Source organism: Agrobacterium sp. B1(2019), from assembly GCF_008274755.1.
Classification (GTDB): domain Bacteria; phylum Pseudomonadota; class Alphaproteobacteria; order Rhizobiales; family Rhizobiaceae; genus Agrobacterium; species Agrobacterium salinitolerans.
In genome coordinates this window covers 1381662-1394816 of record NZ_VTPB01000001.1, presented here as the reverse complement: position 1 = coordinate 1394816, position 13155 = coordinate 1381662, and the positions used below count along the sequence as shown (strand labels likewise).

Genomic DNA, 13155 nt, shown 5'->3' with positions numbered 1-13155 from the left:
ACTTTTAACCCTCATCCGTGTTGTATGTTTTCTCTGTCATAATAGCAATAGGCTGGCTAAATATGCCATATTATTGGTGGAATTTCCGGGTTAACAATTGGTTCACCAAGGCCTGCGATTGTGGGGCGCACACGCGCAAACTATCGTACGGCGTGGTTGAAATGGCGCTGTTACCAGCGTTTTTCCTCGCCGTTTATCGAAAATGACTGAAATACGGAATTTCTTGAAGACCATGAATTTCACGCGCAACGCAGCGATATTCGGTGGGAGAGGGCGGTTTGGCGCGCGAATCGCGCGGCTTGCGGCGGCTCTGGCATTTTCCGTCGCCGCTTCTATCTCCGTCGCGCCGTCGGCCCATGCCGTGGAGCCGCTCGTTGTCCATCAGGCGCGGATCATTGGCGATGAGGCGCGCACGCGCATCGTTCTAGACTTTGCCGAGGAGCCGGAATTCGATGTTCACTATCTCGATTCGCCCGCCCGCATCGTTGTGGACTTTCCGGCGGTGAATTTCAGCTTCCCCGCATCCGACCTGAAGCCGACGGGTCTTTTTTCGGATATCCGCTTTGGCACCATGGGGCAAAACAGCGCCCGCATCGTGCTGACGGCGAAAAAGCCGGTTCAGGTGGCGGTTGCCGAAACCAAGAAAGCTGATAGCGGCCAATCTTTCCATTTCGTTCTCGATGCGGAAATCACCACCAAGGGCAAGTTCGCGGAGCTGGTGAAGCATCAGCAGTGGCGGACACCAGCGCCGGTGACGACTGCCGCGATCGCGCCGGATGACAAGACGTCGCGGCCGGCGGAATTCGTCATCGCGGTCGATGCCGGCCATGGCGGCATCGATGCGGGCGCCAGCGGCGGCACTACCGGCACCGAGGAAAAGGTCATCACGCTGACTTTCGCCAAGGAACTTGCCGAGCGGCTGAACCGCGAACCTGGTATCAAGGCATTCCTCACGCGCGATTCCGATACTTTTCTCGCCTTGTCCGAACGGGTGACCATCGCCCGCCAGAACAACGCCAATCTCTTTATTTCCCTTCACGCGGATACATTGAGACAAAAGGGTATCCGTGGCGCGACGGTCTATACGTTGTCGGACCGGGCGTCGGACCGGCAGGCGCAGGAACTGGCGGAGCGCGAAAACAAGTCCGACCAGATCGCGGGTGTTGCCGCCTCCAGCGAGCCGCCTGAGGTCGCCGATATTCTTCTCGATTTCACCCGCCGGGAAACCCAGGCCTTTTCGGTGACGCTGGCCGAAAACATCGTCTCCTCCTTCGAGGGGCAGGTGGGGCTTATCAACAATCCGCACCGTTACGCCGGTTTCATGGTGCTGCGCGCCCATGATGTGCCGTCGGTGCTGCTGGAACTCGGTTTCCTTTCCAATCCGGAAGACGAAAAGCTGCTTCTCGATGGGGAGTGGCGCAAGAAGGTGGCCGATACGCTCGCAACCGCGATTGGGCGATACCGTGCCAAGGCCATGGCAAATGGCGGCTGAGAGGGCTGCCGGCGAAGCGGCAATGCTGTTGCAGCCCTGCCATTGACCGCTGAAAACCTGTTCAATTCTTGGGTCCTGCGGACGATTACGAAGGCGAAGCCCTATTTTACTCACATTCGCCGCGTTACTCGGAAAGCGGATTCGGTGGCGATCCGCAAAGCGCCCTGAGCGCGATTGCGGACTGCCGCCCGGTAACATATCAGCGAATGCTGCCGTATCCGGCTTGTCATCGAAGGTATGGTGTGCAAAACGGCACGCGATATGCAAGGATGCGCCCGTATATCGTCGGGCGTTGATGGTTACGATTCGAATTATCGGTAGCTTGGTATGATCAGACTGATTGGATATTTCTTCGGCTTGGCCAGCGTGCTTTTTCTGTGCGCAGCCGCCGCCGGTGCGATTTATTTGCACGGCGTGACAAAGGACCTGCCGGATTATGCAGTTCTGAGCACCTATGAGCCGCCGGTGACGACCCGCGTGCATGCCGGCAACGGCGCGCTGATGGCAGAATATGCGCATGAAAAACGCCTTTTCCTGCCGATCCAGGCCATTCCCGACCGCGTGAAGGCCGCTTTCCTTTCGGCGGAAGACAAGAATTTCTATAACCATCCGGGTGTGGATGTCTTCGGCCTCGGCCGCGCCATTCTCGTCAATATCCAGAATCTCGGCTCCGGTCGCCGTCCGGTCGGCGCCTCCACCATCACCCAACAGGTGGCGAAGAACTTCCTTCTGACCAACGACCAGACCATCGACCGCAAGCTCAAGGAAGCCATTCTGTCCTTCCGCATCGAGCAGACCTATTCCAAGGACAAGATTCTCGAGCTTTATCTCAACGAGATTTTCTTCGGCCTGAACTCCTATGGGATTGCCGGTGCGGCGCTCACCTATTTCAACAAGTCGGTGACGGAACTGACGATTGCGGAAACCGCCTATCTTGCGTCGCTGCCGAAGGGCCCGGCCAATTACCATCCGATCCGTCGCGAAAAGGCTGCTCTCGAGCGTCGTAACTGGGTGATCGACCGTATGGCCGAGAATGGCTATATCACTGCGGACGACGCGACGGACGCCAAAAAGCAGCCGCTTGGCGTCAATCTGCGTCGCGGCGGCGCCCATATTTTCGCTTCCGATTATTTTGCCGAGGAAGTCCGCCGCCAGATCGTCGAGAAATACGGCGAGGAAGCCCTTCTCGAAGGCGGGCTATCGGTCCGTACCTCGTTCGATCCGCAGATCCAGATGGAGGCGCGCAAGGCCCTCCAGGACGGTCTGGTTCAATATGACGAGCGTCGCGGTTTTCGCGGCCCCGTAGAGCGGATCGATACAACGGGCGACTGGACGGCGGCGCTCGCCAATGTCAAGGGTTTGCGCGACGTTCCGGAGTGGAAAATCGCCGTGGTCCTCGCCGTTGCGGCCGATGGCGTCGATATAGGCGTGCAGGCGGATGCGGAAACGGAAGAGGGCGACAAGCGCACGCGCGGCCATATCGCCGCAGAAAACATGCGCTGGGCTTTTCGCGACGCGACGGGTAAAAAGGCGACCACCAAGTCCCCGGTCGGCGTTCTGGCCGCCGGCGACGTGATTTATGCGCAGCCGCTTGCCAAGTCCGGTAATGAATACCGCCTGCGCCAACCGCCGAAAGTGCAGGGCGGCATGGTGGTGATGGATCCGCATACCGGACGTGTTCTGGCCATGGTCGGCGGCTTCTCCTATGCGCAGTCGGAATTTAACCGCTCGACGCAGGCGATGCGTCAGCCGGGTTCCTCCTTCAAGCCGTTCATCTATGCGGCGGCGCTCGACAATGGTTATACGCCGGCATCGGTCATACTCGATGCGCCGATTGAGGTCGTTTCCGGCGGTCAGGTCTGGAAGCCGCAGAATTACGGCGGAGGATCTGCGGGTCCGTCGACCCTGCGTCTCGGCATCGAGAAATCCCGCAATCTCATGACCGTGCGTCTGGCGCAGGACATGGGCATGAATCTGGTCGCGGAATATGCGGAACGTTTCGGCATCTACGACAAGATGCCGCCGCTTCTGGCCATGTCGCTCGGTTCCGGTGAAACGACCGTCATGCGTATGGTCTCTGCCTATTCGGTTCTCGCCAATGGCGGCAAGCAGATCAAACCGACGCTGATCGACCGTATTCAGGACCGCTACGGCAAGACGATCTTCCGGCATGAGGAGCGCGCCTGCGAAGGCTGCAACGCGACAAGCTGGCAGAACCAGGACGAGCCTGTGATCGTCGACAATCGCGAACAGGTTCTTGATCCGATGACCGCCTATCAGACGACCTCGATGCTGGAAGGTGTCGTGAAGCGCGGCACGGCGGCGGGCAAGATCAAAGTCGATCTGCCGGTTGCCGGCAAGACGGGCACGACCAACGATGAAAAGGACGCCTGGTTCGTCGGTTATACGCCCGACATGGTCGCCGGCCTCTATATCGGTTTCGATTCGCCGGCGCCTCTCGGCCGCGGCGGCACCGGCGGCTCGTTGTCGGCGCCGATCTTCGGCGAATTCATCGCCGATGCGGCCAAGCACATGGAGCCGAGCAAGTTCATCGTGCCTGCTGGCATGAACTTCGTTGCCGTTAACCGCAAGACTGGCATGGCGGCGGTCGAGGGCGAGCCGGACACCATCATGGAAGCCTTCAAGCCCGGCACGGGTCCCGCTTCCACCTTCTCTGTCATCGGCGATGACGGATACATGTCGCAGGAAGACATTCTGAAGACCTCGCCGCAGGCGCAGCAGGCCATCACCGGCGGTGGCGGCGGTCTTTATTGATATCACTCCTGACGTTTGGCGGGGGCGCGGGTCTTTACATCCGCGCCCCCCGCATTTATTTGAGCAACGAGTTTCAATGAAGGTGAAGAACCAGCGAAATGCGCAATGAAATCGTGAACGTCGTCGACGAAATCAAGCAGGCCATAAGCCTGCTGAGGAGGCATCTTTGACTGGGACCAGGCGATAAGACGACTGGACTGGTTGAATAACAAGGCAGAGGACCCGACCCTCTGGAACGATGCCGCTGAGGCTCAGAAGCTGATGCGCGAACGCCAGCAGCTGGATGACAGCATCAATGGCGTCAGGGCGCTCGAGCAGCAGCTCAAAGACAATATAGAGCTGATCGAACTCGGCGAGATGGAAGGCGATGACGAGATCGTCAAGGACGCCGAAGACGCATTGAAAGCGTTGAAGAGCGAGGCGAACCGCCGTCAGGTGGAAGCCATGCTGTCAGGCGAAGCCGATACCAACGATACCTATCTCGAAGTGCATTCCGGCGCCGGCGGTACCGAAAGCCAGGATTGGGCCAACATGCTACTGCGCATGTATACCCGCTGGGCCGACCGTGAAGGTTTCAAGGTCGAGGTGCTCGAAGTTCACGACGGCGAAGAAGCCGGCATCAAGTCCGCGACGATCCTCGTCAAGGGCCACAATGCATTCGGCTGGCTGAAGACGGAATCGGGCGTGCATCGTCTCGTTCGTATTTCGCCCTATGACAGCAATGCGCGTCGCCATACGTCGTTCTCTTCCGTCTGGGTTTACCCGGTGGTCGACGATTCGATCCAGATCGACGTCAACGAAAGCGATTGCCGCATCGATACCTATCGTTCATCCGGCGCAGGCGGCCAGCACGTCAACACCACCGACTCGGCCGTGCGCATCACGCACATTCCGACCGGTATTGCCGTTGCCTGCCAGCAGGAGCGCTCCCAGCACAAGAACCGCGCCAAGGCGTGGGACATGTTGCGCGCCCGCCTTTACGAGGTGGAGTTGCAGAAGCGGGAAGAGGCAGCCAATGCGCAGGCCGCTTCCAAGACCGATATCGGCTGGGGTCACCAGATCCGTTCCTACGTTCTGCAGCCTTACCAGCTGGTCAAGGATCTGCGCACCGGCGTGGAAAGCACTGCACCCGGCAACGTGCTGGACGGTGACCTGAACGAGTTCATGGAAGCCGCTCTCGCGCACCGCATCAGCGGCGGCGCGGATGTGGAAGTCGCGGATATCGACTGACGCGTCAAATGCGTCGATTAAAAAAGATTACCCCTCGCAAACCCATTGCGAGGGGTTTTTCGTTGGAGGACAAGCATGAAACAGGCGCTCTATATCGTCGACGTCCAGCCGAGCTTCAATCCGTCTGCCTCTCTGGTGGCGGAGATAGCCGCTGTCGCCCTGACAATGCCCAGCATCGCCACCGTCGAGCGCCATGACGAAAGCGTAACACCCTTTGAGCGGCAACTCGGCTGGAAGCCGGGCAGGAACGACGAGTCGCTTGTTGCGGCAGATCGCATATTCATCAAACACGGTTATGCGCCACCCCGGGAGGTCATCGACCATCTTCTGTCGCTGAAACTCGACAGGGTGCTGGTCTGCGGCATTCAGGCCGATACCTGTGTGCTGGCCGCCGGTTTTGCCCTCTTCGATGCGGGGCTGCATCCCACGCTGTTGCCGTGGCTTACGGTGGGCTCCAGTCTCGATCGCAGTGGTGAACTCGGGGCGAGATTATGGAAACATCATTTCGGTGCGGTTCTTGCCGGCCCGGAGGCGCTGCAAGCGTAACCTTGCCCGGCCCGCGCATCGGGCCAATCAGTTTGACGCTTTCTCGACCTTCATCTCGCCCAGCTCGTCGATCAGGATCGTCCAGCTTTCAGCTTCCTTGCTCATCGGGTCCGTTTTCAGGTAGACAGTCACGAACAGGCCGGGCGAGGCGGGCGCGCCATTCGAGCTTTCGGGACGAATATCCGTGACATAGGATTTCATCTGGCTGAATTCTTCCAGTTCGATATTTTCCAGGAGATTCGGCCCTTCTGCGGTAAAGACGATTCGCTGCAGGTAGACCTTCGCCGTGCCGTCGCCCTGGCGGATGGCGATGACCTTGTAATAGCCGCGCGTGGGCGAGGCAGGCGGCGGCCGCAATTGCCCGTCGGGGCCTTTCACCGGCTCAAGATTCCGTTCTTCCCACATGCCGCTGCTGACGACGAAGATTGCCGAAACCGGCAAGGCGTCGATCGCTTCCGTCTGCGCCCGCGCGGGAAGCACGGCGGCGGCGAAAAGGAGGGCAGCGAGGATAGGTCTTGTCAGTTGCATGGCCATTGTCGATTGTGAGCGTCAATTGTTGAACTGTTCGGCGAGAACCCGGTCCGACCATGAACGATCCGGATCCGAGAGAATCCTTGCCGTCCGGTCCTGCGATTGTGCAATCCGAACATGACGAACGGATTTCACCTCGGTGTGGTCGGCCACCGCGTTCACCGGGCGCTTGTCGCGTTCCAGAACATGAATATCGACCGTTACTTTATTCGGCAAAAGCGCGCCGCGCCAGCGCCGCGGACGGAAAGCACTGACGGGGGTGAGTGCCAGCAGCGGCGATTCCAGCGGCAGGATCGGTCCATGGGCGGAGAAATTGTAGGCTGTGGAGCCTGCTGGCGTCGCAACCATCATGCCGTCGCAGATCAATTCTTCCAACCGCACCTTGCCGTCCACCTCCACACGCAGCTTGGCGGCCTGGTGCGACTGGCGAAACAGGCTGACCTCGTTCATGGCAAGCGCCGTAAACTCGTCGCCGTCGGAATCCGTCGTCGTCATGCGCAGGGGATGGAAATCATTGCCGCTCGCCACCGCGATACGCTCCAGCAGGCCGTCCACCCGGTAGTCATTCATCAGGAAACCGACGGACCCCCGGTTCATGCCATAGACCCGCTTGCCCGAATTCATCGTCTCGTTGAGAATTTGCAGCATGAAGCCGTCGCCGCCGAGCGCGACGATCACTTCAGCCTCTTCGAAAGGTGTATCTCCGTAAATGCCTTTCAGCTCTTTCAGCGCCGCCTGCGCCTCCTCTGTTGCGGAGGCGACGAAGGACAGTGAATAGGTAGAATGCAACATCCGCTTCCCTCGACAACGCGCAGACCGGAAACTGTCCACGCAAGGCGCTGTAACCCGTTGAAGCGGCTCGAAATCTTGAAACCTCAACAGGGAGGTCGATAACAAGCCGCCAGACGCACCCTTGGTACATGAAGACGGCGGCTGGCGACAAGGCCTTTCACAGGCGCAGGCGTTCCCGGACAGTGGACCGCACCGATCCGGTCCACAGCTTCTTGATTTCCACCCAAGGACAAGGGTTGCGATGTGGGGCGGCCTGATGCAGTTTGCCAAAGGCAGTCGGAATGACGAGTGGCAGGAGACGGATGTGGCGCTGAACTACGATATCTACGATGTCTTTACCGAAACGAAAATGGCGGGGAACCCGCTGGCGGTCATGTATGACGCCGATGATCTTCCCCAGGCTACGATGCAGGCGATCGCGCGGGAAATGAACCTTTCCGAAACGGTTTTCGTCAACGGGTCCAGCAATCCGGCCCATGCGGCCTCGCTACGCATCTTCACGCCCTCGGGCGAGTTACCCTTTGCCGGCCATCCGACAGTCGGCGCGGCGGTGGCCATCGCCGAGCGAAATCGCGGCAAGGGCGATGACGACATCGATATGGTCTGCGTACTGGAGGAGCAGGTGGGTCCGGTGCGTTGTGCGGTGAAGATGCGCCCCGGTGCGGTCAGCTTCGCCGAATTCGACTTGCCGCGCAAATCAACCCGCGTCGAGTTGCCGCTCGATCACACGGCGCTTGCCGATGCGCTGGGGGTTAGTGAAGCACAACTCGGTTTTGAAAATCACATGCCGTCGATCTGGACGGCCGGCGTGCCGTTCCTCATCGTCCCCGTGCACAATATCGCGGCCATCAGCGAGATGGATTTCGACGCTAATCTGTGGTTGCGCACCGCGCCGCTGGTGGAAGGACGCCTGACGGCGGCCTATATCTACTGTCGCGGCGGCGTCAATCATGCAGCGAAGTTTCACGCCCGCATGTTTTCTCCGGATATGGGCATTTCGGAAGACCCTGCCACCGGTTCAGCCGCGGCCGCTCTCTCCGGCGCCATCCACCATTTCGACGGTCTGACCGACGGCCATTATCCGCTGCTCATCGAACAGGGCGTGGAAATGGAACGACCGTCACATATCCATTTGCGTATGGACATCAAGGACGGCGAAATCGCCCGCGCCCGCATCGGCGGCCACGCGGTGCGCGTTGCCTCGGGCACGTTCGAGATTTGATTTCCGCATAATGGTGCAGCATTCCGGGGGTCGCGGATTTTTACGGTGGCTTCACCCTGTTTGCGCCGGTGGAGGCGCCGATCCTGTCATGCTTGACATCTATCACGACCCAGGTTCTAAATTCGTCAGCCTCTCCGCAAACTGGTGGAGATGCGCTTAATAACTCACGGTTTCCGCACATAGAGGTCCCAATGCGCCGAGTCCCTTCTCAAGAAAATCACCTTGGAGTTTCTGAGAAGTTGAGGGTTCATGCGCACTTTGAATCTGGGCATCCTCGCCCATGTGGACGCAGGCAAGACTAGCCTTACGGAGCGTCTCCTTTTTGATGCCGGTGTGATCGACAAGCTGGGCAGCGTCGATACCGGCAATACGCAGACAGACAGTCTCGAACTGGAACGGCAACGCGGCATCACGATCAGGGCCGCCGTCGTCTCTTTCACGATCGGCGATACTAACGTCAATCTCATCGATACGCCCGGCCACCCCGACTTTATCGCGGAGGTGGAGCGGGTGCTGGGGCTGCTCGATGCGGCAGTGGTCGTCGTTTCCGCCGTGGAGGGCGTGCAGGCCCAGACGCGTGTATTGGTGCGGGCGCTGCAACGCCTTGGCCTGCCGTTCCTGTTCTTCATCAACAAGGTCGACCGGGTCGGTGCGCGTTATGACGAGGTTGTGAACGACCTCGCCAGTCAGTTGCGGGTGCGCCCGGTCGCCATGTCGACAGTCACCGATGCGGGCGGAAAGCGCGTGCGGGTGGCGGCAACCGATATGGGGAGCGAGCCATTCTTCAGCAGCCTCTGTGAAACGCTTGCGGACAACGATGAAGAGTTGCTGCATGACTATCTTTTTATGCCAGACCGGGCGGATGCCGAAAAGCTCTCCCGATCGCTCAGGCAGCAGACTGCCCGCGGGTTGGTGCATCCGACTTTTGCCGGTGCGGCAATGACGGGGGTCGGTTTGCCGGCTTTGATTTCGGCTATTACCGACATGCTGCCCGCTCGTAACCCCGATCCCGACGGTGAGGTCGCGGGAAAAATCTTCAAGATCGAGCGCGGATGGGGCGGTGAAAAACTGTCCTATCTGTACCTTGCATCGGGAACGATCCGGCTTCGGCACTATCTGCCTCTACCGCTGGGGCCGGCGAGGCTCACGGGAATACAGCTCTTCAAGGACGGCCGCGTTCAAAATACGACAAGTCTCTGCGCCGGGCAAATTGCCCGTGTTGCCGGTCTTGCCGACGCAAGAGTTGGCGACCGGGTGGGTGTGAACGCCGTTACCGGCGGCGCATTTCATTTTGCGCCGCCTACACTCGAGACGCGCGTCGTTTCCCGGCGGCCGTCCGAACATGCGGCCCTGTGGCTAGCGCTCAACCAATTGGCCGAGCAGGATCCGCTGATAGGTTTGCGAATGAACGATGAGACAAACGATGTTTTCGTATCTCTCTACGGTGAGGTGCAAAAGGAGATCATTCAGTCTGAGCTGTCGACAGGTTTCGGTATCGAGGCCGATTTTGAAGACAGCACGGTTATCTGCGTGGAAAGGCTTTCCGGCATCGGGCAGGGGCTTCAAATCCTGTTTAAGGAGCCCAACCCGTTTCTCGCGACCGTGGGCCTTCGCGTCGAGCCGCGCGCGGATGGCGCCGGCAACAGTTTTGCATTGGAAGTGGAAACTGGCCAGATGCCGGCAAGCTTCTATCGTGCGGTGGAGGAGACCGTATTCGAAACGCTGAAACAGGGTGTCTTCGGCTGGCAGGTGCAGGATTGTCACGTCGCAATGACGGCTGCGCGGCATACCTCCCCATCGAGCACTGCTGCGGATTTCCGGCAACTGACGCCGTGGGTGTTGGCGACGGCGCTCAAGGAAGCGCAAACCTTCGTTTGCGAGCCGTTCGACCGCTTTCATCTCGAAGCGCCCGCCACAGCCATGACGCGGTTGATCGCCCTGCTTGCCAAGGCAGGGGCGGCCCCCGAAAACTCTGTTATTTCCGGGGGCGTAGCAAGGCTTGAAGGGACGATAGCGTCTGCGGCGGTTCAGGGTGTTCAACAGCAGCTGCCGGGATTGACCAGCGGCATGGGCGTGATGGAAACATCGTTCGACCACTATGCGCGAACTGACAATCCCCCGCCTCCGCGCCGGCGCTCAGGTTCCGATCCGTTCAACGAGCGGGACTATCTGCTGCGCATAGGCCGAAATGCAGAATGACCGCCGCGTGGTCCGCGACGGTCATTTATTAAAGCATGTCTCCCAAAAGCGTGCAGCGTTTTCGGGACCAAGACATGCTTAAAAACAAATATACAAAGCGTATCGCATGAATCGGATTAAACGTGACGCGCTTTAGCACTACTTTGGCAGAATGCATTTTGGCGGTCTGAAGCGGATTCTGCAGTGCGGACATCGTTCTGGGGCTGACGCTGCCAGGAGGGTGTTTATGACCGCGCGTCGGATGGCTGGCAGTGTCGGTTTAGGCGGGCCGTGCCTCTTGGTTTTTTTCCCGCTTGGCCTGGTGTAGGCGCTGATGTTGCAGGAAGGCATAGGCGATCATTGTCATCAGCGCGTGTCGATGCAGACCTTGCCATGATCGGCCTTCGAAGTGATCGAGGCCGAGTTCTTCTTTCATTTGTTGATGCGCCTGCTCGCAGACCCATCGGGCTTTGATGGCAGCTGCCAGCTGCTTTAACGTTGCTTCGGCCGGCAGATTGGAGAGATAGTATTTGCGCTCGCCGTTCGAGCGCCATTCGCCCACCAGCCACGCCTCTTCGCCCGGCATATGCTGCTGTCCCTTGTCGAGGATACGTTGCGGACTACCATCAGCGATCCGAATGCGGAGCGCAGCAAAGCGCGCTGTCAGGCGACCTTTCGTGCCGCGACGCCAACTGACCTTCTTCCAGGAGGATGCTTCCAGGATCGTTTCGGCTGCCATCGACAGGGTGTCGGGGATCGAATGCTTGCGCGGTCTGCCATGACCGGAAACCGGAAAAATCAGGGCGACATCATGGGGGTAGACCTTTTGATGTTTGGGAATACCGACAGCCCATGTGAGGCCGCGTGCACTGAGCCCCTGGCGAAACGCGGCCGATAAACCATAGCCGGCATCGGCGAGCACGGTGCCAAACCGCACCCCCGCCGCGATCAGCCTGTCGATCTCGTCGAGCGCGATCGTCGGCTTGGTGCGGGATATACGCATCTACTCGGGGACGCCAGCCTTAACCATCAGATCCTGGTTACTGGTCCAGCTTTCCGGCAAGAACAGTCGCAAACCAACCGGAACGGGAACCTCATCGCGTGCCAGCGTCAGCGATACCAACGTCTGGCAATTGGCGCGTTTGCCCAGCATCGAAGCATATTGCGGAGCGACCCCGACCGAATGATCACCCTTCTTCGGCAGACCCGTATCGTCGACCACCAGAAAGGCGTCTGAAGCTCCGACTATTCTGTCCGCCTGCACAGCCAGTTCAGTCTCAAGCGGACTGGCGTCCCAAATCCCATCCGAGATGAAATGATGCAGACGGTCGTAATGATCGGGCGCAAGGCGTTCCGCCATCGGTTCGATACTCTTGCGATCACCCGGTCCGATCAGGCCTGAAACATATACCGGGCACATCTGCCGCCGCTTCTTGTGACCAAGCTTCTCAACGAACGGCTTCAGCCAATCCGCCAGTGCAATATTCTGCTCCACCATCCACCGCACCCCTTTTTGAGGGGCCAAAGATGGCCGATTATCGTTAACCGTCAGTTAATCTGCCAAAGTAGTGTTAGGGCGCGGACTCGTTAAATGATGCAATCCATATCCTTATTGCTGCGAGCTTGAGTGCTGCCAGATAGTTGTCGGCCCGGCGGTCATATCTTGTGGCAAGTCCGCGCATCTGTTTGATACGATTGAAAAAACGCTCGACGTGGTTGCGCTGACGATAGACCCAGCGGCTGAAGCTGAAGGTCTGTTTGCGGTTGGCCTTGGCGGGAATGTTTGCCCAGCATTTCCGTTGCTTGGCAAAGCGACGGATCGCGTCGGTGTCATAAGCCTTGTCCGCAAGAAGCGTCGCACCGGGCCGCAATCCGCTCAGCAACTTTTCCGCCATGGGAGCGTCGGCAGCCTGACCTGCGGTCAGCTCCATACGAACAGGCCGCCCATCGGCATCCACGAGCGCATGGATTTTGGTGGTCAGGCCGCCACGGGAACGTCCCATGCAAGGATCGGCAGAGCCCCCTTTTTAGCGTTGGCACCGTGCTGGTGAACGCGAACGCACGAGCTGTCGATCATCACGATGTCACCCGCATAACGCTTTGACACGGCATCAAGAAGTTGATCCCAGACACCTGCCTTTCGCCAGCGAGAGAAGCGATTGTAGAGCGTCGTTCGCGGGCCATAGCGCTCGGGCACATCGCGCCAGGACGAACCCGTCCTAAACCGCCAAAGGATACCATTGATCACCCGGCGGTCATCAACGCGTTTCACTCCACGGCTCTTGGTGGGAAGCAGCGGCTCGATGACGGCCCATTCTTCGTCGCTCAGTTCGTGACGGCGCATGACGATCTCCCTTCAAGGGGAGTGAATCATAATCCGCTCGCCACA

9 protein-coding genes and 1 pseudogene are annotated in these 13155 nt (G+C 59.2%); 6 read left to right on the top strand and 4 right to left on the bottom strand.

What is annotated here, in order from left to right; all coding sequences use genetic code 11:
- Positions 1-232 precede the first annotated feature (232 nt).
- From AGR1_RS06900 to AGR1_RS06885, 4 genes are all read left to right on the top strand, one after another.
- Positions 233-1492: an N-acetylmuramoyl-L-alanine amidase gene (locus tag AGR1_RS06900; RefSeq protein WP_149147294.1), complete on the top strand. Its 1260-nt coding sequence runs from the start codon at positions 233-235 to the stop codon at positions 1490-1492.
- Positions 1493-1819: 327 nt separating this feature from the next.
- Entirely contained in the window at positions 1820-4267 is a 2448-nt protein-coding gene (locus tag AGR1_RS06895) for a penicillin-binding protein 1A (RefSeq protein ID WP_149146546.1), read from the top strand.
- A gap of 98 nt (positions 4268-4365) precedes the next feature.
- Positions 4366-5497, top strand: a protein-coding gene (prfB, locus tag AGR1_RS06890) for a peptide chain release factor 2 (protein ID WP_162927369.1) whose coding sequence is annotated in 2 segments (ribosomal slippage) — positions 4366-4434 and positions 4436-5497 — 1131 coding nt in all. Because the reading frame shifts where the segments join, the coding sequence is not laid out codon by codon here.
- Between the two features lie 75 nt (positions 5498-5572).
- Positions 5573-6043, top strand: coding sequence for a cysteine hydrolase family protein (locus tag AGR1_RS06885; protein ID WP_149146545.1), 471 nt, complete (start codon positions 5573-5575; stop codon positions 6041-6043).
- Between the two features lie 27 nt (positions 6044-6070).
- On the opposite strand, the gene AGR1_RS06880 is transcribed toward AGR1_RS06885, so the two are convergent.
- Entirely contained in the window at positions 6071-6571 is a 501-nt protein-coding gene (locus AGR1_RS06880) for a hypothetical protein (protein WP_149146544.1), read from the bottom strand.
- A 21-nt stretch (positions 6572-6592) separates the two neighbouring features.
- On the bottom strand, positions 6593-7366 hold the full coding sequence (locus AGR1_RS06875; RefSeq protein ID WP_149146543.1) for an NAD kinase: 774 nt from the start codon (positions 7364-7366) through the stop codon (positions 6593-6595).
- A 304-nt stretch (positions 7367-7670) separates the two neighbouring features.
- Between AGR1_RS06875 and AGR1_RS06870 the strand changes: the two genes are divergently transcribed.
- Both AGR1_RS06870 and AGR1_RS06865 read left to right on the top strand, forming a co-directional pair.
- Entirely contained in the window at positions 7671-8588 is a 918-nt protein-coding gene (locus AGR1_RS06870) for a PhzF family phenazine biosynthesis protein (protein ID WP_149147293.1), read from the top strand.
- Positions 8589-8837: 249 nt separating this feature from the next.
- The gene (locus AGR1_RS06865) at positions 8838-10787 is read left to right on the top strand and encodes a TetM/TetW/TetO/TetS family tetracycline resistance ribosomal protection protein (protein ID WP_149146542.1); all 1950 of its coding nucleotides are present in this window, start codon (positions 8838-8840) and stop codon (positions 10785-10787) included.
- Between the two features lie 259 nt (positions 10788-11046).
- Here AGR1_RS06865 and AGR1_RS06860 read toward each other — a convergent pair.
- Positions 11047-12264 (bottom strand): annotated as a pseudogene (locus tag AGR1_RS06860) (IS701 family transposase).
- A gap of 73 nt (positions 12265-12337) precedes the next feature.
- A protein-coding gene (locus AGR1_RS06855) for an IS5 family transposase (RefSeq protein WP_246666603.1) occupies positions 12338-13116 on the bottom strand; the annotation gives its coding sequence in 2 pieces (ribosomal slippage) (positions 12338-12787 and positions 12790-13116; 777 coding nt in all).
- Positions 13117-13155: the final 39 nt, after the last annotated feature.